Here is a 25,448-nt window from a genome sequence, read left to right as displayed (position 1 = left end):
GGAAACAGGAGAGGAGCATGTCGGTGCCGGCACAGGATCCGCAATGGTACCAAGACGCCGTCTTTTACGAGCTGCATGTCAGGGCGTTTTACGACGGCAACGACGACGGCATCGGCGATTTCGCCGGGCTCGCCCAGAAGCTCGATTATCTGGAGTGGCTAGGGGTGGATTGCCTTTGGCTCCTGCCCTTTTATCCCTCGCCGCTGCGCGACGACGGGTACGACGTGTCCGACTTCCTCAGCATCGCCCCGTCCTACGGCTCGACGGAGGATTTCCGCCGGCTGTTGGATGAAGCGCACCGGCGCGGCATGCGGGTGATCGCCGACCTGGTGCTCAACCACACGTCCGATCAACATGCCTGGTTCCAATCCGCCCGGCGGTCTCCGCAGGCGCCGACCCGGCACTACTATGTCTGGAGCGACACGGACCAGAAATATACCAAGGCGCGGATCATCTTCATCGACACGGAAAAGTCCAACTGGACCTGGGACCCGGAGGCGCAGGCCTACTATTGGCACCGATTCTTCAGCCACCAGCCGGATCTCAACTATGACAATCCCGCCGTGAGGCAGGCGATGCTGGAAGTGATGTCGTTCTGGCTCGATCAAGGCCTCGACGGCTTTCGCTGCGACGCCGTGCCCTATCTCTTTGAACGCGAAGGCACCCTCTGCGAGAACCTGCCGGAGACTCACGCCTATCTCAAGGATATCCGCCGGCAGATCGACGAACGCTACGAGGGCCGGATTCTGCTGGCGGAGGCGAATCAATGGCCGAGCGACGTGCGGCCCTACTTCGGCGAGGGCGACGAGTTCCACATGGCCTTCCACTTTCCCCTGATGCCGCGCCTCTTCATGGGGCTCCGGAGCGAGGACCGCGGGCCGATCATCGACATGTTCAAGCACACGCCGCCGATTCCGGCCGGGTGCCAGTGGTGCCTGTTTCTCCGCAACCACGACGAGCTGACGCTGGAGATGTGCACCGGAGAAGAGCGGGACTACATGTACTATGCCTACGCCCGCGATCCGCAGATGCGGCGCAACATCGGGATCGCGAGGCGGTTGGCGCCCCTGCTGGACAACGACCGGCGAAAGATCGAGCTGCTCAACAGCATCGTCTTCACCCTGCCGGGAAGCCCCATCATCTATTACGGCGACGAGATCGGCATGGGCGACAACATCCATCTGGGGGATCGCAATGGCGTCCGGACGCCCATGCAGTGGACGCCGGACCGCAACGCGGGGTTCTCCAGGGCCGACCCAAGCCAACTCTTTCTGCCGCTGGTGGCCGATTCCGTGTACGGCTACCAGTCGATCAACGTGGAGGCGCAGCGGCAGGCTCCGCATTCGCTGCTCCATTGGATGCGGCGCATGATCGCCATCCGTAAGCAGCACAAGGTCTTCGGCCGGGGGACGTTGGAATTTCTCGCCCCGTCGAACGACAAGATCCTGGCCTATCTGCGGCTGTACGACGGCGAGGCCGTCCTGCTCGTCCACAATCTGGCCGGCTCCGCGCAGCCGGTCGAGCTTGATCTGCGGCGGTTCAAGGGCCGGTCCCCCGTGGAACTCTTCGGAGAATCGCGGTTTCCGCCCATCGGCGACCTGCCCTATCTCTTGAGTCTGGGGCCCTACGGCTCCTATTGGTTCAGTCTCCCTCCGGCCCGGTCCTGGGAGGGCGAGTATGGGCTTGAATGGAGCGCGATCTGAATGGCCGGCGCAAAGCGGCCGGAGAGGGACTGTCGGCGTCGATGAATCCTGTTTTAGACGACTATCGGGAAGTGGCTCCGAAGGGGACGGTCGATTTCCTGTACCGGATGAGCGAGCTGGTGAAGGGCCGGAGCTTTCTCCACGTGACGGCGGTGCGGTATGGGGGCGGGATGGCCGAGGTCTTGCGGCGGCTCGTGCCGATGATGAACGCGCTGGGCGTCGAGGCGCGATGGGAGGTGATTGCCGGCACGCAGGAGTTTACCGCGGTCGCCAAGCGGCTGACCAACGCGCTCCAGGGTCGGGACGAACCGATCACCGCCGACATGTATCACACCTATGTGGAGATCAATGAACGCAACGCCAAGGCGCTCAAGTTGGATGCGGACATGGTGATGATTCACGATCCGCAACCGGCGGGGATCGTGGAGCATCGGGCAGGAGGCTGCTGGCTCTGGCGCTGCCATTTGGATTTGGCCCAACCGCAGCGCCGCGCCTGGACGTTCCTCCGGCGGTACGTGCTGAAGTACGATGCGGCGGTCTTTTCCCTCTCGGGTTTCGCGCAGCGCCTGCCGATTCCGAAATTTCTCATCCAACCGTCCATTGATCCGTTGAGCCCGAAGAACCGGGAGATGACCAGGGGCGAGATCGGTCCGATCGTCGATCGCTTGGGCATTCCACGGACCAAGCCGATCCTCCTCCAAGTGGCGCGGTTCGACCGGTTCATGGACCCGCTCGGAGTTTTGCAGGCCTATCGGCTGGTGAAAAAGCACCACGATTGCCGGTTGGTCCTGGCAGGCGCCGGCGTGATGCACGATCCCGAGGGCGAGACCGTGCTGAGCGAGCTGCGGGAGGCGGCCGAGGGCGATCCCGACGTGCATCTCATCCAACTGCCCCCGGAGGCCGATCTGGAGATCAACGCCCTTCAGCGGGTTGCGACGGTGGTCATCCAGAAGCCGATCAAGGAGGGATTCGGCGTGACGGTGTCGGAGGCGATGTGGAAGGGCAAGCCGGTGATCGGTAGCGCGGCGGGGGGAATCTCCGTCCAGATCATGGACGAGGTGACCGGATATGTCGTGCGATCCGCCGAAGGCGCGGCCTTCCGGATCCGATACCTGTTGAACAATCCGGGGGTGATCCATCGGATGGGGGCGGCGGCGCGGGAGCACGTCCGCCGCAATTTTCTCATCACGAGGCATCTCAGCGACTATCTCACGCTGCTGAATGTGCTGGTGTGCCGGTGAGCCCTGTCGATGGCCTCCGGCCCTGCGCCGAACGCCGGCAGATTTGGCATGCCTGACGTGCTGGAATGGAGAGAGGGCATGAGCGAGCAGGCGGCGCTGCCTGAACCTCCAGGGGAGGTCGTCCAGCGGGTTCGGACGGCGGCGGTCATCGTCGCCGTGCAGACCTTCAACAATGCCCGCACGATCGAGCCGTTGGTGAAGGGAATCGTGACCGGACTCCGGCAGTATTTTCCCGGGTCGCCGGGCCTTATCGTCAATTGCGACGGCGGATCGCAGGACGGGACGCCGTCGATGATCGAGGGCCTGGCCGGCGAGTACCCCGTCCATCTCATGGGCGGAGCCTCCCTCGGGGGCTATTCGACCTTGCCGACCCTGGCGACCGAGTCCGGCATGCCGGGAGGAGAGCAGGGCCTGAGGGACCTCTGCGCGATCGTGGAGCAGGCACAGGCGACGGCCTGTCTGATCCTGGACGGGAACCTTCGTTCACTCACGCCCGAGTGGATGGATCTGCTGGGGAGGCCGGTGCAGGAACGCGGCGCGGACTTCGTCATCCCGCTCTATCAGCGGCATCGCTACGACGGGACGCTCGCCCACAATCTCCTCTCTCCGCTGTTGCGTGCCCTCTATGGGAAGCGGCTGCGGTACCCCAGCGGAGGGGCCCGGGCCTTGTCCGGGGCGTTCGTCAAGGAAGTGCTCGCGAGGCTGGACCGGGAACGGGCTGTCCTGGGCTGCGGGTTGGACGGCACGCTGACCACGCTCGCGCTCACCGGCGACGCGCAGGTCTGGCACGCCTATGTGGGAACGAAGGCGCAGGACGGACCGTTTGGCCCGGCCGATTTGGCGACCGTTCTGTCCCAGACGGTGGGCTGTATCTTCCATGCCATGGAGGAGTACGAGTCGCGGTGGGAAGCGGTCAAGGACTCCGCGGAGGTTCCCTTGTATGGGAAGGTCGAACATGCCGGTGCGAGCGAACCGGTTCAGGTCGCCCGCATGGTGGGAGGGTTCAAGCAAGGGCTGCGCGACCTGCTCCCCCTCTGGGACTTGATCCTCCCGCCTGAGACCCTGGATCAGATCCTGCCGCTCGGCATGCTCGACCCCGACGAATTCCGCTTTCCGGTCGAGCTCTGGGTGCAGGTCGTCTATGACTTTGCGCTGGCCTATCACGATCAGGTCCTGCACCGGGACCACCTGTTGAAGTCGCTGACGCCGCTCTACCTCGGACGGACGGCGTCCTTCGTCCTGGAGACCAAGGACGGCCCGCCGTCGGACGTGGAGGCCGCGGTGGACTCGATCGGCGACACATTCGAACGGCTGAAACCGTACCTGCTTGAACGATGGAGGTGGCGCAATGAGTGACATCTGGCGCGACACGATGGTCGCCGCCTTTCGTGACACCATGGTTCAAATCATGCTGGTGCTCCCGAAGCTGTTGGCGTTGCTCACGTTCATCTTGTTGGGCATCGTGGCGGCCTGGCTGGTGAAGATGCTGACGGTGCGCGTGCTCGCCGCGTTTCGCTTCGATGCGTTGTGCGAGCGCTTCGGCCTGAGCGCGGCCCTCTCGAAGGCCGGCGTGAGGCGATCCGTGTCCCAGGTGGCCGGCCGCCTGCTGTTTTGGACGGTCTTTCTGTTGTTCACCTTCATGGGAGTCGATGCGGTGGATTTGCCGGCGACGGCCACCTTGATCAGCCAGATGATGAGTTTCCTGCCGCGCGTCCTGGCCGCGGCGCTGCTGCTGCTGGTCGGGGTCCTGGCCTCGAATTTCTTTTCAGAGGCGGTGCTGATCGCCGCGGTCAACGCGCACATCCATGAGGCGCGGCTCGCGGCGACCCTGGTGCGCTGGGGAATTCTGCTGTTCACGTTCGCGATGGTGCTGACGCAACTGGGCATTGCCAACGAGATCGTGGTGGCGGCGTTCTCCATCACGTTCGGCGGCGTGGTGCTGGCCTTGGCCATCGCGGTCGGACTGGGATCGAGAAATGTGGCGCGCCGCGCGATCGAGCGCCGTTGGGGTGGTAAGCCTGAACACGATGACGTGGACGAATTGTCGCACATTTGATTCCGTCGGCGGTCCGCCCAACGGGCGGAGGATTTTCCGAGTGGATGGGGAGAGATCCGGATGGCTCGGCAGAGCAAGGACCTGAAACAGCGCGCTCCATCGCATGACCGGACGAAGGCGGATCAGCCGCCGGGAGGCGGCGGCGAAACCCGCGCGAGCCGGCCGGATCAGGACGGCCGGCAACGGGTGGTGATCGAGGGGGTGAAGCCGGAGATCGACGGAGGGCGGTTTCCCATCAAGCGGGTGGTGGGGGAGACCGTGGTGGTGGAAGCCGATCTCTTTGCCGACGGGCATGACGCCCTCTCCGGCGTCCTGCTGTACCGGCATGATAGTAGCCGGGAATGGCAGGAGACGAGGTTTCAATTCGTGACCAACGACCGCTGGCGCGCCTCGTTCCCCTTAAATAGGATCGGTGTCTACCATTATGCGATTCGAGCCTGGATCGACCGGTTCGGGTCCTGGCAGCGCGACATGAAGAAGCGGGTGGCGGCGGACCAGGTGTCGTCGATCGATCTGCTCGTCGGCGCGCGCCTGCTCGACGAGAGCGCGTCCCGCGCGCAGGGCACCGACGCGGATCGGCTGCGGCGGGTCGCAGAACAGTTGCGGAAGGAGCCACGGCCTTCGGCGGAGCAGCTCGCAGCCGCGTTGGGAGAGGAGATCGGCCGGTTGATGGCGATCTATGCCGACCGGAGGTTCGCCACGACCTATGGGAAGGAACTGTCGGTGACCGTCGATCGCGAACGGGCCCGCTTCAGCGCCTGGTACGAACTATTTCCCCGCTCCTGCGCGCCGGAGCCGGGCCGGCACGGCACGTTCACGGATTGCGAGTCGCGGCTTCCCTACATCGCCGACATGGGGTTCGACGTCCTGTACCTGCCGCCCATTCACCCGATCGGGCGGACGTTCAGAAAGGGGAAGAATAACGACCCGAACGGCGGGCCTGATTCGGTCGGGAGCCCCTGGGCGATCGGCTCGCACGAGGGTGGGCACAAGGCCATCCATCCCGAGTTGGGGACGATCGAGGACTTTCGCCGTCTCATACGCAAGGCGGGGGACTACGGCTTGGAAGTCGCGCTGGACCTGGCGTTTCAATGTTCACCGGATCATCCCTACGTGAAGGACCATCCCGAATGGTTCAAGAAGCGGCCGGACGGGACGATTCAATATGCGGAGAATCCTCCGAAAAAATACCAGGACATCTATCCGATCGATTTCGAGACCGAACAGTGGGAGACGCTCTGGGCCGAGCTCAAGCGCGTCGTGGTCTATTGGGTGGAACAGGGAGTCCGGATTTTTCGGGTGGATAACCCCCACACGAAAGCCTTCTGTTTCTGGGAATGGTTGATCGGCGAGGTCAAGCGCGACCATCCGGACGTGCTGTTCCTGTCGGAAGCGTTCACGAGGCCGAAGGTCATGTACCGGCTGGCCAAGCTGGGTTTTACGCAATCCTACACCTACTTTGCCTGGCGCACGTCCAAGGCCGAGCTGACCGAGTACCTGACGGAGCTGACCAGGACGGAGGTGCGGGAATATTTCCGCCCGAATTTCTGGCCCAATACCCCGGACATTCTGACGGAACAGCTTCAGCACGGAGGACGGGCGACCTTCATGTCCCGCCTCGTGCTGGCGGCGACCTTGGGCGCGAGCTACGGCATCTATGGACCTGCCTATGAGCTCTGCGAGCATCGCGCAATCCGGCCGGGCAGCGAGGAGTATCTGGATTCCGAGAAATATGAGATCCGTCACTGGCCGATCGACCGGCCCGACAGCCTGCGCGAGTTCATCGGCCTCGTCAATCGGGCGCGCCGGGGCAACCCCGCGTTGCAATGCGACGACAGCCTGCATTTCCACCGCGTCGATAACGAGTACTTAATCGTCTACAGCAAGCACACGGAGGACCGGTCCAACGTCATCCTCGTGGTCGTGAACCTCAGCCCGCATCATGTGCATGCCGGCTGGATCGACCTCGACCTGGACGTGTTGGGACTGAAGCCGGATCAGCCGTTTCAGGTCCACGATCTGTTGACGAACGCCTACTATCTCTGGGCCGGGTCGAGAAACTATGTCGTGGTCGATCCGCAGTCGGCGCCGGCTCAGGTCTTTGCGGTCCGGTCGCGCCTCCGGACGGAGCAGGATTTCGACTATTACTTATAATAAAGATTCGCCCGGGCGGAACGGGGAGAGATCGGTGGAACGTCTGCGGGTGCAGGAACATTGGTCGGATGTATTCGGGCTTGGCGGGCGGGCCGAGCTCGAACGGGTGTTGCCGTCGGCGTTGCCATCGGTCCGATGGTTTGCCGACAAGGCGAGGGAAGTCCGTTCCGCGACCGTCCAAGAGGCTGTCCCCTTCGCCCATGGGACGACCCTCTCGTATCTGACCTTGATCGAAGTCAGGTTCACGGACGGGGACGCCAAAACCTATGTGCTTCCCTGGTCGTTTTCGCCGGACCGGCTCCCGGGATCGGATCAGGGGAAAGGGCCGTCGTTGGTGGTGCCGGTGGAGATCGAGGACGGGCCGGTGCCGTCATCAGGCTTCCTGTACGATGCGCTGTGGGATGAAGGATTTGTCTGGGCGCTGCTGGATCTGATCGAATCGAGCGGCCGGATTGCGGCCCATGGAGGTTGGATCGCCGGGTCCCGTCCCGACAGGATGGAAGGGAGAGCAGAGAGGGGAGGGGGGATCGGCGCGGCCTCCTCGGGAAAGCGGCCGAACTGCTCCGTCATGGCCGCGGAACAGAGCAACAGCTCGGTCGTGGTGGGCGGGCAGCGCATGCTCAAGCTCTACCGCCAACTTGGCGAAGGGATCAATCCGGAGTTGGAAATCGGCCGCGTGCTGACGACCATGCGGTTTCCCCATTCGCCGGCCCTGCTCGGCTCAATGGAGTATGGCCGTCCCGACCGGGAGCCGGTCACGTTGGCCATCGTGCAACGGTTTGTCAGAAACCAAGGAGACGCCTGGCGGTTCAGTCTCGGCGCGGCGCAGGAATTTTTCAGCCGGGTGGCCGCGCGCGGCCTGTCGCGATGTCCGGCTCAGTTTGCCGGTCCCTCGCCTCTGGACTGGTCCGACGAGGACTGTCCCGACCTGGTCCGCGAACTGATCGGGTCCTATCTGGGCTCCGCGGAACGGTTGGGCGCCAGAACCGCCGAGCTGCATGTCGCGCTGGCCCAGGCCTCCGCCAATGTGAATTTCGCGCCGGAGCCCGCGACACACGAGTACTGGACGATGCGATACGAGTCGCAGGCGAGGCTGACCGAGCGCGCCTTGGCATTGCTTCGCGCCCAGAGTCATCGGTTGCCGGCGGCTGTTCGAGAAGAAGCGGCCTGCGTCGCGAACCTGGAATCGGTGATCCTCGCGCAGTTCAGGGACGTGATGGAGCGCGATCCGGCGGCCTGGCGCATCCGCTGTCACGGCGACTACCATCTTGGGCAGGTCTTATGTTCCGATGGAGACTTCATCATCATCGATTTCGAAGGGGAGCCGGCCCGTTCGTTGGCCGAACGGCGGACCAAACATCCCGCCATGGTCGATGTGGCGGGCCTGCTGCGGTCCTTGCATTACGTTCCCTTTGCCTGCCTGGATCGGATGCGTACCCTGCCGGGCGCTTCGGAATCGGATCCGCCGGAGGACAGAGAGGCTTGGGCTGAATGTTGGTCGGGTTGGGCCAGTACCCGGTTTTTGAAGGCCTACGTGTCCGGCGTCGCTCGACAAGACCTCTGGCCCGCCGAGCAGGAGGAAGCCAAACTCCTCCTGGTCTCGCATCTCCTGGAGAAGGCGGTCTATGAACTGGCCTATGAGCTTAACAACCGTCCCGGCTGGGTCGGGATTCCGTTGAAGGGCATTCTGAAGACGCTGGAATTGACGCGTCGGTGAGGGGCATGCCGGAGTGGAGGAGAGCCTGCCTGCTCCCTGTCATCATAAGAGACGGGAAGGGGACTGAGATATGACCATGCATTACGGGCAAGACATGACGATCGCGGAGAGCCGCCGCTTCAGCGAGGATGATCTGCACCTGTTCAATGAAGGCACGCATTTCCGGCTGTTCGACAAGCTGGGCGCGCATCCGATCGAGGTGAACGGAGGCATCGGCACCCACTTCTCGGTCTGGGCTCCCAACGCGGAGTCCGTGTCGGTGGTCGGGGATTTCAACGGGTGGGATGCCAGTCGTCATATGCTCCAGCCTTCCGGAAGCTCGGGGATCTGGGCCGGCGTGGTGCCGGGAGTCGGGAAAGGCACGCTCTATAAGTACCATATCCGCTCGCGCCACAACGGGTATCGGGTCGACAAGACCGATCCCTTCTCCTTCTTCAATGAAATCCCGCCGAAGACGGCGTCGATCGTCTGGGACTTGAATTATGACTGGCAAGACGGCGCGTGGATGGCCGGCCGCCGCAAGCATAACGCGCTGGAGGCTCCGCTCTCGATTTACGAGGTGCATCTGGGATCGTGGCGGCGGGTCCTCGCGGAAGGCAACCGGTCGCTGGGTTATCGGGAGCTGGCGGTTCCCTTGGCCGAGTATGTGCGGGACGCCGGGTTCACCCATGTGGAATTTCTCCCGCTGATGGACCATCCGTTCTTCGGATCCTGGGGGTATCAGACGACCGGATACTTTGCGCCCTCCGGCTTTTACGGCACGCCGCAGGACCTGATGTTTCTGATCGACGTGCTGCACCAGCACGGGATTGGGGTGATCCTGGACTGGGTGCCCTCCCACTTCCCGACCGACGAGCACGGGCTTGGGTTCTTCGACGGCACGCACCTCTACGAACATGCCCATCCGCACCAGGGGTACCATCCGGATTGGAACACCTTCGTCTTCAACTACGGCCGGAACGAGGTCCGGAGCTTCCTGATCAGCAGCGCGCTGTTCTGGCTGGAGGCTTACCATGCCGACGGCCTGCGGGTGGACGCGGTCGCGTCGATGCTGTACCTGGACTATTCGCGGAAAGAAGGCGAATGGATTCCGAATCAGTACGGAGGGCGGGAGAACCTGGATGCGATCGGATTCCTTCGGCGGTTGAATGAGGAAATCTATCAGCGCCATCCCGATGTGCAGACCTTCGCCGAGGAATCCACGGCCTGGCCGATGGTGTCGCGCCCGACTTACATGGGCGGCCTCGGGTTCGGCATGAAATGGGACATGGGCTGGATGCACGACACGCTCGAATACATGCAACTGGACCCGATTTACCGGAAGTTTCATCACAGTAACCTGACCTTCCGGCTGTTGTACGCGTTCCATGAAAATTTCGTCCTGCCCCTGTCCCATGACGAAGTCGTCTATGGGAAAGGGTCGCTCCTGGGAAAGATGCCCGGCGACGACTGGCAAAAGTTCGCCAACCTGCGGCTCCTGTTCGGCTACATGTTCGCCCAGCCGGCCAAAAAGCTCCTGTTTATGGGCGGCGAGTTTGGGCAATGGAGCGAATGGGCGCATGACGGGGAGTTGGAGTGGCAACTTCTCAAGGAAGCTCCGCATGCGGGCTTGCGGCAATGGGTTGCCGACTTGAATCGCGCCTATGGCGCCGAACCGGCCCTTCACGAGCGGGATCTCGACCCGGCCGGCTTTGAATGGATCGATTGCCACGATGCGGAGGCGAGCGTCATCAGCCTGCTCCGAAAGGGCAAGTCCACGGACGATCTCGTGGTCGTGGTGTGTAATTTTACGCCGGTGCCGCGGTTGAATTACCGGATCGGCGTGCCGCGCGGAGGCCGGTGGCGGGAGATCCTGAACAGCGATGCGCGGATCTACGGCGGATCGGGCTGGGGCAACCAGGGGGCCGTGGACGCGGTGCCGGTCCCGCTGCACGGCCGCTCCCATTCGCTGACCTTGACCTTGCCGGCCCTGTCGGCGCTCTTTCTCAAGAGCGGATAGGGCCGAGGCTGGTCCGTTCGGTGCCGCCGGCCTCGCATCCCGTGAATGATCGTGGCGCACCGTTATGATTCACGGTTTCGGCCCTGTTCGATCGAAGGAGCCCTCTCCATCGGCAGAAGGTCTTTCCGGGCCGGTCTGTGCGGCGGCGCGCTGTGAGCCATCCTTGCAGTCCATTGAAACGTGACGGTTGATTGGCGCTGCGGTACTCGGTTGGCACCGTGTTTGCTCATCGGAGACGGCGGCATTGAGGGGAGAAACAGTGCGGACGGCGCAGTTCGGCTCGGGAAATTGACAGTTCTCCCGCGGAGCACGTACTATGAGGCCCGAATCGCATGATCTCCCTGTTACAGCATCACTACCGATCTCGGAGCCTGCTCGCCGCCACGGCGTTGTTTTGCATCGGGATCCTCTGTCTGGGCGCCGCCGCACAGACCCTCGGGATGCCGATCGCGTTTTGGGACTTGGAGCCGGATTACGATTCATCGGAATCGTTGTTCGAGGATGTGTTGGGCTCTCCCCGCGACGTCGTGGATGCGGGTCCCATGGCGCGCTTGCGTGTCCAGGACATGGGGACAATTCCCCTCCTGCTGCTCGACCATTCCCTGTTCCGTCCACCTTCTCCGTTACAGCTCAGCTAATCGACCAGCTGGCGGGACGACGCGGGGCTGCCGTTAATGGGCGGCGGGCGTCGATCGTGAGGAGCCGCCTGCCTCCGAGGCCGGCGTATCTTGCAACCGCCATCTTCTGGCCACGGAGATGCCGATCGAACGTCAACGGTGATGCATGGGGAATGTCTGATGAGATTCAGAACAATCATAGCGGCGGGATCGGTCGCGCTGAGCCTGTGGGGCTGCGCGGCCGGCCGGTCGCCTGAACCTGAACGGCCTGTGCGGTATATCCAGATTCGGGAGACGGTCGAACCCTTGGTGCTCTACGCGACGGTCGGAGACGAAGTGCGGTGGCAGAATCTTCGGCCGGAACCGGTGCGGATCGGCCTGCTCGGCAACGAAGACTGGACCTCGCCCGGGTGCGGGAAGGGGTTCTCCTGGCTGGGGCTGCCGCGCGAGTTCGTCACGATCAAGCCGCGGGATTATGTGAGCCTCTGTTTGTCGCGCGCCCGCACCCTGCGTTTCAACGTGTGGATGGATGCCGACGATGTCAGAGGACAGATCAGCCCGACGGCGACGATTCGGGTAATGGAGAAACCCAACGATTCCGGAGGACCGGGATGACGCGATGTCCGGTAGGGATCCGGTTCTCGCAGAGGAGAAGACACATGGCTCGTCACAGCAGACTCGCGCTTGCATTGTGTTTGGGGGCTCAACTCATGATCGGGACGTCGCTCCAGGCCAAGGAGGGCGACATCCCTTCCTATGAACTCGATACGGTCATCCAACTGGCGCTGGAACGGAATCCCGTCATGACCGAGGCGCAAGGGCTCATCGATCAATCGCAAGGGCAGCAGATCGCCGCCGGGGCCTATCCGAATCCGACCCTGTACGGGCAAAGCGGACGGGGCGCCATCCGAGACCCCAGCCTGGGGGTGGAGCTGACCGAATATGCCGTGACCGTCGGACAGCCATTGGAGTGGCCGGCCAAGCGCGCCGCGCGGCAGCGGGCCGCAGACGCGGGCTTTGCCGGGGCCGGCGCCGGATTTTCGGAGAAGCAGTTGAACCTCATGGCCGAGGTGAGGATCGCCTTCGACGAGTTGTTGTTCGCCCAGCGACAGGCCGAGCTCGCTCAGCAGAACCTGGCCATCGTGGAGGACGTCAAGCGGATCGTCAATACGAGGGTGCGGCTCGGCGAGGCGCCGCAGTTTGAAGCCATCAAGGCGCAGGTGGAAGTCTTAAAGGCCAACCAGGTGGTCACGCGGGCTCGCAATACCGTCCGCGCCACCAGGGTGGCGTTGGACACTCTGACTGTCGGTGCGCTGGGGCGGGTGTATACCATCAAGGGGGACTTTCGGCCGATCCCGAGCGAACTCCACCTCGAGGACCTGGTGGCGAACATGTTGAAGAACCATCCCTCGCTCAATCGGTTGGCCAGGCTCGTGGAGCGGGCCGACTACACCGTTGACTTCGAGCGGCAGGCTCGGGTTCCCAACGTGACCGTCGGCGGAGGCTATTGGCGAGAAATCGGGCGGGAGGCGGTGACCGCGAACCTCAGCGTGCCGGTGCCGATCTGGTATCAGCGCAAGGGCGAGATCGCCAGCGCGCTCGGCGTCCGGCGCCAGCAGGAGGCCGAACTGCTCCGGATGCGCAATGAGCTGCTTCGGGCGGTGAATCTGCATTATCAGGACGTGCAGACGACGGCCGAGCTGATTCGCGTCTTCGAAGAGGGATTGCTGAAACAGGCGGAAGAAGCGTTGCGCATCGCGCAGTTCAGCTTCCGGCAGGGCGCGGCGAGCCTGCTCGAAGTGCTGGATGCGCAGCGGGTCCAGCGGCAGATTCTCTTCGATTACACGCAGGCCCGGTACGATCTGTCCATTTCGCTGACGCGCTTGGAACGGTCGATCGGCGGGCCGCTCTAAGCGCGAACGGAGCACCTATGACCAACATGGATCAGATCGCGCGAACGTGGAGTCTGCGGGCCGCGGTGGTTTCCGGGCTGCTGCTGTTGGCTGGCTGCGACGCAAAGGGACCGAATCAGGCCACCGGCGCGGCGGTGGAGGACAAGAAGGCGCAGCCGGGCGTCATTCGCGTCACCGACGAAGAGATGCAGAGCGCCGGCATCCAGGTGGAACCGGTCGTGCGATCCGAGTTCCGCACGGTGCGGAGCTTCCCCGGCACGGTGGTGCCGAACGAGCATGCCTTGGCCAACATCACCACGCTCGTGCGCGGGCGTGTGGTGGACGTGTACGTCGATCTGGGGCAGGAGGTGAAGTCCGGGGCCCTGCTTGCCATTCTCTACAGCGCGGAGCTCGGCATGGCGCAGTCGTCCTATCTCAAGGCGAAAGCCAAACTGTACGTGGCCGAACGTTCCTATCAGCGCGCGCGGACCCTGCTTGAAGAAAAAGTGATCGGCTTGGCCGAAGCCCAGCGCCGCGAAGGGGAGATGATCAGCCTGCGTGCGGAAGAGCGCGAGGCGCAGGATCGGCTGCGGCTGCTCGGCATGACCGAGGAGGAAATCCAGCACCTCGACCGTGAGCAGAAGATCCGATCGTATGTGCCGATCACGGCGCCATTTGATTCACGGGTGATCGCGCGCAACCTCACGAAGGGGGAGGTGGTCGAGGTCACCGAGAAACTCTTTACCGTGGCCGACCTGTCGGACGTGTGGGTGTTGGCCAACATTCCGGAGAAAGATATTCCATTCATCAAACCCAGCGGCTCTTCCGGCCCGAGCCAGTTGGTCGAGGTGCTGGTCAATGCCTATCCGGATGAGGTCTTTCACGGGAAAGTCACCTATGTCGGGGACGTGCTCGACGCCAAGACCCGCACGATGAACCTCCGCCTGGAGCTGCCCAACCCCGAGCGGAAGCTCAAGCCGGAAATGTATGCGACGATCCGGGTCTATTCTGCGCCGGAGAAGGACGTCCTGGCCGTGCCGGAAAGCGCGATTCAGCGGGACCGGGAACGAAAATTCCTGTTTGTGCAGCGCGATCCCCACACCTTCGAGCTGCGAGAGGTCAAGTTGGGCGAATCCGACGGGCAGATGGTCAAGGTCCTGGACGGGCTCCTGGAAGGCGAAGCGGTGGTGACCAAGGGCGCATTTGTTCTTAAGTCGGAACTGCTCGGAGAACAGATCTAACGAGATGCTCGCCTCCCTGTTAGATCTCTCGCTTCGTCAGCGGGTTCTGGTCGTCACCCTGGCCTGCGTGCTCACGGCCGGCGGACTGTACGCATTCCGCACCATCGCCATCGACGCCTTTCCCGACGTGACCAATGTTTGGGTGCAGGTCGTGACCAAAGCGCCGGGGCTGTCGCCGGCGGAGATCGAGCGGTTCGTGACGTTTCCGCTCGAACTTCAGTTGACGGGGGCGCCGGGTCTGGTCGAAATCCGCTCCCTCTCCAAGGTCGGCGTCTCGCTGATCGATGTCATCTTCGAAGACCGCGTTGATATCTATCTGGCCAGGCAGGTCGTCCTCGAACGAATCCTCGAAGTGCAGGAACTGTTGCCCCCCGGGTCCGTCTCGCAAATCGTGCCCAACAGCACCGGGCTTGGGGAGGTGTTTCAGTACTACCTGGAAGGCCCGAGGGACAACGACGAAGGCTACGTGCTCACCGAGCAGGAGCTCATGGAGCGGCGAACGCTCCAGGATTGGGTGGTCCGGCCGCTTTTGAAAGGCACGCGCGACGTCGTGGAAGTCAATTCGCTGGGCGGGTTCGTCAAACAGTATCAGGTCATGGTGGAGCCGGGCCTGTTGCGAAAATACGACTTGGCGCTGCATGACGTGTTCGATGCCGTCGCCAAGAACAACGCAAACGCCGGAGGGAACATCCTCGAAAAGGATGCGGAAAAATACATCGTCCGGGGAGTCGGGCTGATCAAGGCCCTTGCGGACATCGAGAACATCGTCGTCAAGGAGGTCCGCGGGACCCCGGTGTACGTGCGGGATGTGGCGCAGGTCCGTGTCGGCCATGCGGTCCGGCACGGCGCCGCCGTTCTCAACGGGGACCGGGAAGTGGTGACGGGCATCGTGCTGATGCTGAGGGGCGGCAACGCCCGTGAAGTGGTGCAGGACGTCAAGGCGAAGGTGGACGCCATTCACAAGGCGAATCTCCTCCCCAACGGGCTGCGCATCGTGCCGTTTTACGACCGCATCGAGTTGATCACCGCCGCGCTAAAGACGGTCTACAAGGCCCTGTTGGAAGGCATCGTCCTGGTCGTCGTGATCCTCTTTCTGTTCCTGGGGAATGTGCGCAGCGCCCTGATCGTCACCGCGACCTTGATCGTCACGCCGCTGGTCACCTTCATCGTGATGGGTCAGGTGGGATTGACCGCCAATTTGATGTCGCTGGGCGGGCTGGTCATCGCGATCGGGATGATGGTGGACGGGTCGGTCGTGGTCGTCGAGAATGTCTATCGTCTCATGTCGGAGCACAAGGGTGACCATCTGGACCGGAGGGCGCTCGTCATCCAAGCCGTGAAGGAAGTCGGCCAGCCGGTGATCTTCGGCATTCTCATCATCATTATCGTGTTTCTACCCATTCTATCCCTGGAAGGGATGGAGGGGAAGATGTTTCACCCGCTGGCCTACACGATCATGATCGCGCTGTTGGTGTCGTTGATCCTGTCGCTCACGCTCTCCCCCGTGTTGTGCTCGATGGTCATGAAGCAAGGCAGCGAAGAAGACACGTTCTTGATCAGGTGGACCAAACGCCTCTACCTGCCGACGCTGTACTGGGCCTTGGGGCACCGGGTGGCGGTCCTGGCCATCGCGATCGGGCTGCTGGCCGCCAGCCTGCTTCTGTTTCCGTTCCTGGGAGGCGAGTTCATCCCGATCCTCAACGAAGCGGCCCTGACGCCCCAGACGATCCGGCTGCCCAGCATTTCGCTCCAGAAATCCATCGAGATCGAGAAGGACATGCAGAAGGCGGTGCTGGAGTTCCCGGAAGTGCGGAAGGTCGTCTCCAAGATCGGACGGTCCGAGTTGGGGAACGATCCCCAGGAGCCGAATGCCAGCGACCCTGTCGTCACGTTGAAGCCGATGGACGAGTGGGTGACCGCGAAGACCAAGCCGGAGCTGGACGACGCGATCCGCAAGCGGCTGGAGCGGGTGCCGGGCGCCAACTTCCTCATGAGCCAGCCCATCCAACAGCGGGTGGACGAACTGCTCTCGGGGGTGCGGTCCGAGGCCACCGTCAAGGTCCTGGGCGAGGATTTGACCGTGCTGCGCAGCACGGCCGATCGGATCCAAGAGATCATGAAGTCCGTGAAGGGCGTTCAGGACGTGAGGGTAGAGCAGTTGTTCGGGCAGGCCTATCTGACCATCGACATTGATCGCGGGAAGATCGCGCGCCACGGCATCAACGTCGCCCACATCCGGGAGATCATCACGACGGCGATCGGCGCCGAGCCGGCGACGAGAGTCTATGAGGGGCAACGCCGGTTCGATTTGATCCTGCGCTATCCGGAGCAGTACCGGGACAGCGTGGAGGATATCAGCAACATCCTGCTCACGAGCGCGTCCGGCGCCTTGATCCCGCTGGGCGACCTCGCCCGTGTCGAACTGACGGAAGGGCCGGCGCTGATCAGCCGGGAAGGACTCCAACGGCGGATCTACATCGGATTCAACACCTTGGGCCGCGATATCGAGGGCATCGTGGCGGAGGCGCAGGCCAAGATCGACCGGGAGATCAAGCTGCCGCCGGGCTACCAGATCACGTGGGGCGGGTCGTTCGAGAACATGCAGCGGGCGATGGCCCGGTTGAGGGTCATCGTGCCGATCACGATCGGCATCATCTTCGTGCTCTTGTTTGCCTCGTTCAACTCGGTGCGGTACGCGGCGCTGATCATCATGAACCTGCCCTTTGCCATGATCGGAGGGATCGTCGCCCTCTGGGCCACCGGGGAATATCTGAGCGTGCCGGCCTCTGTCGGCTTCATCAATTTGTTCGGCGTGGCGGTGCTCAACGGGATCGTGCTCGTCTCCTATATGAACAAGCTCCGGGAGGACGGCCTCGATGTCCAGGAGGCGGTGATCAACGGCTGCCTCCTGCGCCTCCGTCCGGTCCTCATGACCGCGCTCGTCGCGCTGTTAGGATTGCTTCCCTTGGCGTTTGCCACCGGCATCGGCTCGGAAGTGCAGCGGCCGTTGGCCACGGTCGTAATCGGCGGATTGGTCAGCTCGACCTTGCTGACGCTGATCGTCCTGCCGGTGCTCTACCGCTGGGTCGAGGAGATGGGCAACGGCCGACCCCGGGATGCCACACGCCGGTCAACCCCGCCGGCGCCGGTCGCGGATTCGCACGCCTCCTGACCGGCTGCCCGGCGATCACAGCCTCCTCGCGTCAAAAGGCTATTCCCGCTCGTCCATGGCTCGACCGCCCGAATCGGCCTGCTGCGCGGAGGGCGCCGTCCGCTGCAGGTGCGCTTCCAATTCCCGGATGCGGGCTTCCTGGTTCTTCGTGAGCGATTCGAGCCGCCGAAGCTCTTTGGCTCGCCGGAGGCGGGGGCCGATGGAGGCCAGAAAGGCGAGCAGCGTCCCCAGCAGCGTCGCTCCCAGGATGATCAGGACGAGGGACGCTTGATAGTCCCACAGGAGAAATTGCACCGTCACGACTTCCGTATTCTGGAGCGCGAAGGCCGCGGCGACCAGGAGCAAGATCAGGGCGATGACGAGGGAAGGCATGGGTGGCGTCCTATCTCTCTGCCGGACCGATGGGGATTGGGCACGGAGTCTTGAATTTCGATGCGAGCGGACTGGCAAAGGTCATCATAAGAGGGTTCCGGCGCCGGCCCCATGCCCGCCCCGCATGACGAACGACGACGAAGCAGCCTCACGTCGGCTCCGTGGCTGTTGTGCCGATGATGGGTTCTCATGGGGCCTGATCCCGAGAGGCTCCCGGCGGAGTCTTCAGGAAATCGAACGGCAGGATGCGGAAGGCGGGGGCCTGGTAGGACTTGGGCAGGTACTCTTCCGGGATGGTGGTCTTGTTGCCGTCGCGCACCTGCGTGTAATGGGGCGACATGATTTCGAGGCCTGCCTCGTTGAACGTATCCTGAATCTGTTGATGCAGGTCCGAATAGATGGTCGCCATCAGGTTGGGTTCGTCCGTATAGGCGTTGATCTCATAGCTGACATAAAAGTCGTTGAGCGCGGTTTGCAGCACGAAGGGCTCGGGTGTCTTCAGAATATGCGGCGTCGCGGCCGCCGCCTTCTTGAGCAGCTCATGCACCGTTCGCCAGGGCGCGTCATAGCCGATGGTGACGCTCGTGTGGAGGATCAACGGAGGCGGATTGAACGAAGACGAGCTGAAATTGATGATGTGGGCTCCGAGGATGAGCGAATTCGGAATCGTGATGTCGACGTTCTTGATGGTCCGGACTCTGGTGACCAACAGCGTCTTTTCGATGATGTCGCCGACGGTATCGGCGATTTTGACGCGATCGCCCAACTGGAACGGCCGCATGTAGGTCAGGATCACGCCCGCGACCACGTTGCTGATGGCCCCCGCCGAACTCAGAGAGAACAAGATCCCGAGGAAGACCGACACGCCGCGAAACGCTTCGGACCGCGACCCCGGGATGTAGGGAAAGATGGCGATGGTCGCGAAGGCGATGACCAGGAACCGCACGATCTGATAGGTGGGCTGCGCCCATTCCCGATAGAAGCCGGGGAACCGGATCGCGCCGCGCTCGATGCCGTTGAACACCAGGTGGATCAGCTTGATGAGATACCGCGTCACGAAGACGATCACAGCGATGGAGACCAGGTCGGGGATGTAGCCGATGAACGCCGTCCCGATCACGTGGAGCGTGGCCAAGACCGCGGCGACGAGCTTCTCGGCCAGTCCTCTGGTGAGGTCGAAGACCCCGAGAACCGTGGTGAGGTACAGGTAGGTCAGCACCAGGGTGAGCAGGCCCCGGAGGACGCGCGCGGCCATCACGACCTGTTCGACCAATTTATCCGCCGACAGGACTTCGACTCGCTGGATGCGGATCGAGCGGATGTAGACTCCTTTCCAGGCTCTGATGCGCTCGTACACCTTCGGGAACAGCCTGCCGAGCGCCAGCAGCAGCGCGACAAACACGGCCGTGGCGGAGAGGACGTACCCGGTGTCGACGAGGATCGTATGCAGATCGAATCCGCCCGGCAACGATCCGACGGCTCCGCGGACGATCTCCGCATAGTGTGCGGCAAGTTGGACGCGAGGCCGGCCCAGGGCCTGCGCGTCGGCGTCGGTCACGGTCGCGATAATGGTCGTGCCGGCGACGATTTCCGAGAAGTGCTCGCCGTGATTGACGGCCACCCCGGCCGAGGCGGAGAGCGGATCCTGCGCCAGGCGCGCCAATCGTTCCGCGACGGCTCCGGCGCGATCTTCCGCCGTCAAAGACCCTAATGGGGCGGGAATCACGAACAGTCGCGACCCATTCCAGATGACCGGTGCGCCCTGGCTCGGGGCGCTGTCGCGAGACTCGGTTGACGGGGACGGAGTCTGTGCGTGGGCCGTCGAGGCGATCGAGCACAGCCAGGCAGCCGCGAGAAGGATCAGGGTTTGTCTCAGGGTCCACTGCATCACGATGGTCAAGCCTCGCCGGCAGTTCATCCGCTTGCTGCCGTCTTCCTGTCCTGGTCCGGTTCTATATAACCGATCCGCGGGCGGTGATCCATAGGCGGCCGGGAGGCGACAAACGTCGACTGAAGTCAGCGGCGGCGGCGCTTCTTGGGGGCGGAGGCTGGTGCAAGACCGGATTGGTCCCGCTCGACAAGGGAAAGCACGGCATGATCCCAGCCGACCGGCCCGATGCCTTTGGCGCGGATGAGGTTCGACAGTTGAATGCCGGGATCATAGGAACCGTCCGGCCGCGGGATCAGCACCGGATGATCGACGACCCGCAACATCGGCAGGTCGTTCACGCTGTCGCCCAGCGCGACCGACATGATCCCCTGTGCCGTTCCCTGCCATTGACGGCGGTATCGTTCGATCAAATGCAGGCATGCGCGCCCTTTGTCGCTGTCCCCCATCAGGTGATGGAACCGGCCTCCATGCGTCACTGTCAAGCCGCGATCCCGGGCTTCCCGCTGGAGTTCCGTCACCAAACTGGCCGGTCCTTCGATCAGGAACGGTTCGTCGTATTCCCGCTGCCGGGCGAGATGCACATCCGCTTCAGTGAGTCCCGTCCGCTCGGCGATTTCTTCCACCGACATGTCGCCGAACCCCCTGAGCCGTACGCCGACTGCCTGTTCCAATTCGCGCAGGGCTTGGCGCAATGCGGGGTACGGAGCCCCCAATTCGATGACTTCGTAGTCGTCGCGACGGACGGCCTCCTCGGGAGAGGTCGAGAAGTAGCCATCCGGGGAAAAGACGGCTCCGCCGTTTTCGCTCACGAACGGATGGTCGAGCTGCAACTGCGACCGAATGGCTTCCAGTTCGGCCCTGGTCTTGCTGGAGACCAGCACCAGGGGGATCCGGCGCGCCCGCAGCACTGCAAGGGCCTCGCGGGCCGGTTCCCACGAGTAGGTGATCCCGTCGAGCAGGCACCCGTCCAGGTCGGTGAAGATGACGACAGGAGGCGAAGGATCGGTCGAGGGGCTCATCCTGGCAACTACGTTACTGAAAGCGTCCGCTCACCGCAAGTCCGGCGCAAAACCTAGCGCGAGGAAGCGGTGATCTCTTCGCTGGTTTCGGGTCGAGTGCGCTCGGGAGAAGGAGGGACGGCGGGCGTTGCGCTCAAGCCCGGCTCCTCAAACCAGCGGAACAGGGCCGGAAGCACGATCAGGGTGAGGAGCGTCGAGCTGAGCACGCCGCCGATCACCACGACGGCCAGCGGCCGCTGCACTTCCGCCCCGATGCCTTGCGCAAAGGCCAGCGGGAGCAGGCCCAAGAGCGTCGTCAGCGCGGTCATGATCACGGGCCGGAGCCGGTGCAGACAGCCGGTGGTCACGGCTTCTTCGTGGGGCAGCCCCTGCTGCCGGAGTTCATGGATGTGGGAGAGGAGCACGATCCCGTTGCCCACCGCCACGCCGAAGAGGTCGATGAAACCCAACGAAGCCGGCACGCTGATATATTCGCCCGTCACCCACAGGGCGAGGACTCCGCCGATCAACGCGAGCGGGACGTTCAGGATGATCAGCGCGGCGTAACGGAGCGACGTGAGCGACGAGAAGAGCAGGAGAAAGATCAGCGCGATCGTGACGGGCACGACGATCAGCAGGCGGTCCATGGCGCGTTGCATGTTTTCAAAGGCCCCGCCCCAGGTGACCCGATACCCGTTCGGGAGATCGACGTCCGCGGCGATCTTCCGCTGCGCCTCCGCGACGACGCTTGCGACGTCGCGATCCATGATGTTGAACCCGATCGCAATCCGGCGCCGCAGGTCCTCCCGGCTGATGAGCGCCGGACCTTCCTTCATTTCAATCGCCGCCAGGTCGCTCAACGGGATTGGGACTCCTGTCGGGTCCCGCACCAGAATGTTGCCGATGGCCGCCGGGGTCGATCGGGCTCCGGGAGGAAACCGCAGGACCAGATCGAATCGCCGCTCCCCCTCATAGACCTGCGTGGCCGGCATGCCGCCGACGGCCGTCGCGATGAGCGCCTGCACGTCGGCGACGTTGATGCCATGCCGGGCGATCTTCGATCGGTCGATGGAGACCGTGAGGTACGATTGACCGAACAGTTGCTCCATTTTCACGTCCTTGACCCCGTCGATCGTCTTCAGGATCGCGACGACCTGTTCGGCCTTGTCCTTCAGCAGAGAGAGGTCCTCGCCGAAGATCTTGACGGCGACCTCCGTCCGGATGCCGGAGATCAGCTCGTCCACACGCTCCTGAATCGGCTGGCTCATCAGGATGGCGATGCCGGGAATGTCAGCCAGCCGCCGGCGCATGAGCTCGACCAGTCCATCCTTGGTGGCGGCCGAGGTCCAGGCGGACTGTGGCGCCAAACTGACCACCGGATCGCTTTCGTTCGGCTCTTCGGGGGTGGTGGCGATCTCTGACCGTCCGATCTTGCTCACGATGCTCTGGACCTCGGGGAATGTGAGGAGCGCCTCATGAACCTGCCGTTCGAGCTCGATGGAGTGGGGGAGGGAAACGCTGGGGTGCCGGATGATCTGCGGGGTCAGCGCGCCCTCGAAGAGGATGGGGACAAACTCCCGTCCGAGAAAAGGGACCAAGCCCAGCGTGACGAGAAAGAGCGTCAGGGCGATGGTCAAAACCTGCGTCCGCCGCGACAACGCCCACCGCAAGACGGGCAAGTAGCGGGCTTTGAGCCATCGAAGCACGGCCATGTCCTCCTGAAAGCCGCTCTTGAGGATCAGCGAGCAGAGGACTGGGGTCAGAGTCAGTGACAAGACCAGCGAGACGAGCAGCGCGATGACCATTGTATAGGCCAGCGGCTGGAACATCTTGCCCTCCATGCCGTGGAGGGTCAGGAGCGGCAGGAACACGACGAGCAAGATGAGGATGCTGAAGGCGATGGGACGCGCGACTTCCTGGGCCGCCTCGAAGACGATAACCAGGCGATCTCGCACTGACACGGTTCGTTCGGTCAGGTACCGGTGTGCGTTTTCGACCACGACGATGGAGCCGTCCGCGATTTCTCCGATGGCGATGGCCATCCCGCCCAGCGTCATGAGATTGGCGCTCAAGCCGACCCGATCCATCACGATGAAGCTGACGAGCGGGGTGAGAAAGAGAATGCAGGTCACGATGAAGGCGGCTCGGAAGTTGCCGAGAAACGGGATCGACATGAGCAGGAGGAGCCCGATGCCTTCTATGAGCGCATCATAGACGGTTCGAAGAGCTGCGGTGATCAGGTCGATCCGATCGTAAAACGGGATGATCCGAATACCGTCCGGGAGCAAGCCTTTCTGGTGGATCTCGTCCACCTTCTCCTTGACGGCGGTGACCACGTCGCGAGCGTTGGATCCCCGCAACATGAGGACGATGCCGGCGACCACCTCCTGGCCGTTGACGAGCGCGGCGCCGTGCCGGACCGCATGCCCGATCTGCACGTCCGCAATGTCGCGGACCAGCACGGGGGTCCCGTGTGCTTCCTTGACGACGATCGTCTCGAGGTCCGCGAGCGTGCGGATCAGCCCGATGCCCCGCACGATGAACTTCTCCTCGTGCCGTTCCAGGATGTTGCCACCCGTGTTCTGGTTGTTCCTGGCGACGGCCTCGAAAATGTCCTCCAAGGCAAGGTTGTATTTTCTGAGCCGATCGGGGTCTACGATCACCTGGTATTGTTTCACGAACCCGCCGAGGGAATTGATCTCGATCACGCCGGGCTGGCCCTTGAGCAGGGGACGGATCACCCAGTCCTGCACCGTCCGCATCGCCATCAGTTGTTCCGCGCGCGCCTCGGGACGGCCGCCGGGGGCGGGGCCGTCGAGATAGTACTGGTAGACTTCGCCGAGCCCTGTGGTGACGGGCACCATGATCGGTTCGATGCCGGCCGGGAGCCGGCCCTTCACCTCGATCAAACGCTCCAAGACCACCTGGCGGGCGAAATAGACGTCGATGTCGTCTCGGAAAACCACTGTCAGTTGGGCCAGTCCGAACTTGGACATCGAGCGGATCTCCACGAGGCCCGGGAGTCCGGTGAGCTGGATTTCGATCGGGATGGTGACGAACCGCTCGACGTCCGCGGGCGATTGTCCCGGGACCTGCACGGCCACCTGCACCTGCACGGTGGTCACATCGGGGAAGGCATCGATTGGGATTTTTTGAAACGCGTGGAGCCCCAAGACCGCGAGAAAACAGGCGAGCCCGATGATCAGCAGGCGCTGACGAAGCGAAAATGTGAGGATCGCGGCGATCACTGTATAGCCATGGGATGTTGGCGGGCCGCCAATTCCGATTTGAGGCGAAAGGCGCCGTCCACCACGACCGGGTCTCCCGCGCGCAGCCCGGCGAGCACCTTCACCTGTCCATTGGTTTCTTCCCCGAGGGCGACCGGACGCCGCTCGAAGGCATGGTCCTCGACCTGGACAAAGACGATGTTCTCCCCGCGGTCGTGCACGACGGCGGTGGCCGGGATCGTAAGGACGCCCGGCTCCGGCTTCGTCCAGAGCCGGACTTTGGCGAACATTTCCGGCCTGAGTCGCTTGTGTGGGTTCGCGACTACCACCCGGAGCCGAATGGTGCGCGTGGCCGGGTCCAGCACGTCGCTGATATAGCCGATGCGCCCTTCGAACGATTCACCGGGGTAGGCCGTGACCTCCACCTCGACCTTCTGGTCCGCTTGCACGAAGGCGATGTCCTTCTCCGGGATATGGGCGATCACCCAGACATCGGAGAGGTCGGCAATCGTAAAAAGCTGGTCGGTCATCTCGACGACTTCGCCGCGGACGATGTTCCGCGCGATGATCCGCCCGGCGAACGGCGCGCGGATGAAGACGGTCGAACGGATGGTTTCATCGCGACGCAGGCGGGCGATTTCAGGTTCCGCCATGCCCAGGAGCCGCAGCCGGTCGTGGGCCTCCCGCATTTCCGATCGGGCGGTCAGCAACTCTCCTTCGCGCCGCTGATACTCGGCCTGCCCGATTACCTTCTCCTCCAGCAACGCCTTGGCGCGTTGAAAGGCGCGCTCGGCCACCGTCAACTTGGCATGGGCTCGAAGGAAGCCTGCCTGGGACAGTCCCAACTCGCCGCTTTGCAAAGTGGCCAGCAGTGCCCCGGCCTCGACGTCCTGGCCGAAGTCGACGAGAACCTCATCGGCCCTGCCGCGCACCAGGGTCGTGATCTCCGCCAACCGGTTGGCATCGGCCTGGATCGTCGCAGGAAATTCGCGGAAGATGCGAAAGTCGCCAGTGGTGGCCGGCGCGATTCGCAGCGCGGCCTTGGCTTCGGTTTCGGGCGTCAATCGAAGGAGATTGGTTGGGGGATCGGAAGTCCGTGTTTTGCCGCCGGAGACTTCTTGTGGGGTGCCGTCGCAGGCCGTCGCCGAGATGACAGCGCAAAAGATAG

The 25,448-nt window shown here is 63.2% G+C and carries 17 protein-coding genes; 12 read left to right on the top strand and 5 right to left on the bottom strand.

Annotation, left to right across the window (positions count from 1 at the left end; genetic code table 11):
- The first annotated feature begins 17 nt into the window (after nucleotides 1-17).
- The 12 genes from treS (at nucleotide 18) to QWI75_RS20325 (ending at nucleotide 17,792) form a co-directional block, all read left to right on the top strand.
- Nucleotides 18-1,703 (top strand): maltose alpha-D-glucosyltransferase, encoded by a 1,686-nt coding sequence (gene treS, locus QWI75_RS20380; protein ID WP_289271205.1) that lies wholly within the window; start codon nucleotides 18-20, stop codon nucleotides 1,701-1,703.
- A gap of 41 nt (nucleotides 1,704-1,744) precedes the next feature.
- Complete coding sequence (locus QWI75_RS20375) at nucleotides 1,745-2,944, top strand: glycosyltransferase (RefSeq protein WP_289271204.1); 1,200 nt, start codon at nucleotides 1,745-1,747, stop codon at nucleotides 2,942-2,944.
- Nucleotides 2,945-3,022: 78 nt separating this feature from the next.
- Nucleotides 3,023-4,300 carry a glycosyltransferase family protein gene (locus QWI75_RS20370; RefSeq protein ID WP_289271203.1) on the top strand — a complete coding sequence of 426 codons (1,278 nt, stop codon included), beginning with the start codon at nucleotides 3,023-3,025 and terminating at the stop codon, nucleotides 4,298-4,300.
- Complete coding sequence (locus tag QWI75_RS20365; protein ID WP_289271202.1) at nucleotides 4,293-5,000, top strand: mechanosensitive ion channel family protein; 708 nt, start codon at nucleotides 4,293-4,295, stop codon at nucleotides 4,998-5,000. Before QWI75_RS20370 ends, QWI75_RS20365 begins: the two co-directional genes overlap by 8 nt.
- 60 nt (nucleotides 5,001-5,060) lie before the next feature.
- Nucleotides 5,061-7,154, top strand: coding sequence for an alpha-1,4-glucan--maltose-1-phosphate maltosyltransferase (locus QWI75_RS20360; protein WP_289271201.1), 2,094 nt, complete (start codon nucleotides 5,061-5,063; stop codon nucleotides 7,152-7,154).
- Between the two features lie 34 nt (nucleotides 7,155-7,188).
- A complete protein-coding gene (locus QWI75_RS20355) occupies nucleotides 7,189-8,871 on the top strand; it encodes a putative maltokinase (protein WP_289271200.1) in 1,683 nt (560 codons plus the stop codon).
- A 70-nt stretch (nucleotides 8,872-8,941) separates the two neighbouring features.
- Entirely contained in the window at nucleotides 8,942-10,870 is a 1,929-nt protein-coding gene (gene glgB, locus QWI75_RS20350; RefSeq protein ID WP_289271199.1) for a 1,4-alpha-glucan branching protein GlgB, read from the top strand.
- A gap of 332 nt (nucleotides 10,871-11,202) precedes the next feature.
- A complete protein-coding gene (locus QWI75_RS20345) occupies nucleotides 11,203-11,508 on the top strand; it encodes a hypothetical protein (protein ID WP_289271198.1) in 306 nt (101 codons plus the stop codon).
- A 159-nt stretch (nucleotides 11,509-11,667) separates the two neighbouring features.
- Nucleotides 11,668-12,102: an alpha/beta hydrolase family protein gene (locus QWI75_RS20340; RefSeq protein WP_289271197.1), complete on the top strand. Its 435-nt coding sequence runs from the start codon at nucleotides 11,668-11,670 to the stop codon at nucleotides 12,100-12,102.
- Nucleotides 12,103-12,146: 44 nt separating this feature from the next.
- Nucleotides 12,147-13,400, top strand: a complete 1,254-nt coding sequence (locus QWI75_RS20335) for a TolC family protein (protein ID WP_289271196.1) — start codon at nucleotides 12,147-12,149, stop codon at nucleotides 13,398-13,400.
- 17 nt (nucleotides 13,401-13,417) lie between these two features.
- The gene (locus tag QWI75_RS20330; RefSeq protein WP_289271195.1) at nucleotides 13,418-14,620 is read left to right on the top strand and encodes an efflux RND transporter periplasmic adaptor subunit; all 1,203 of its coding nucleotides are present in this window, start codon (nucleotides 13,418-13,420) and stop codon (nucleotides 14,618-14,620) included.
- A 4-nt stretch (nucleotides 14,621-14,624) separates the two neighbouring features.
- Entirely contained in the window at nucleotides 14,625-17,792 is a 3,168-nt protein-coding gene (locus tag QWI75_RS20325; protein ID WP_289271194.1) for an efflux RND transporter permease subunit, read from the top strand.
- Between the two features lie 39 nt (nucleotides 17,793-17,831).
- On the opposite strand, the gene QWI75_RS20320 is transcribed toward QWI75_RS20325, so the two are convergent.
- The 5 genes from QWI75_RS20320 to QWI75_RS20300 all read right to left on the bottom strand — a co-directional run bounded on the left by QWI75_RS20320 (nucleotide 17,832) and on the right by QWI75_RS20300 (nucleotide 25,344).
- Complete coding sequence (locus tag QWI75_RS20320) at nucleotides 17,832-18,164, bottom strand: lipopolysaccharide assembly protein LapA domain-containing protein (protein ID WP_289271193.1); 333 nt, start codon at nucleotides 18,162-18,164, stop codon at nucleotides 17,832-17,834.
- A gap of 187 nt (nucleotides 18,165-18,351) precedes the next feature.
- Nucleotides 18,352-20,082: a mechanosensitive ion channel family protein gene (locus QWI75_RS20315; protein ID WP_289271192.1), complete on the bottom strand. Its 1,731-nt coding sequence runs from the start codon at nucleotides 20,080-20,082 to the stop codon at nucleotides 18,352-18,354.
- A 98-nt stretch (nucleotides 20,083-20,180) separates the two neighbouring features.
- Nucleotides 20,181-21,074, bottom strand: a complete 894-nt coding sequence (locus QWI75_RS20310; protein WP_289271191.1) for an HAD-IIB family hydrolase — start codon at nucleotides 21,072-21,074, stop codon at nucleotides 20,181-20,183.
- Between the two features lie 53 nt (nucleotides 21,075-21,127).
- Nucleotides 21,128-24,301, bottom strand: a complete 3,174-nt coding sequence (locus tag QWI75_RS20305; protein WP_289271190.1) for an efflux RND transporter permease subunit — start codon at nucleotides 24,299-24,301, stop codon at nucleotides 21,128-21,130.
- Nucleotides 24,298-25,344 carry an efflux RND transporter periplasmic adaptor subunit gene (locus QWI75_RS20300; RefSeq protein WP_289271189.1) on the bottom strand — a complete coding sequence of 349 codons (1,047 nt, stop codon included), beginning with the start codon at nucleotides 25,342-25,344 and terminating at the stop codon, nucleotides 24,298-24,300. Before QWI75_RS20300 ends, QWI75_RS20305 begins: the two co-directional genes overlap by 4 nt.
- Between the last annotated feature and the right edge of the window lie 104 nt (nucleotides 25,345-25,448).

Source organism: Nitrospira tepida (assembly GCF_947241125.1).
Lineage (GTDB): Bacteria > Nitrospirota > Nitrospiria > Nitrospirales > Nitrospiraceae > Nitrospira_G > Nitrospira_G tepida.
Note: the sequence above shows the minus strand (reverse complement) of the source record. Positions and strands in the feature narration are given on the sequence as shown.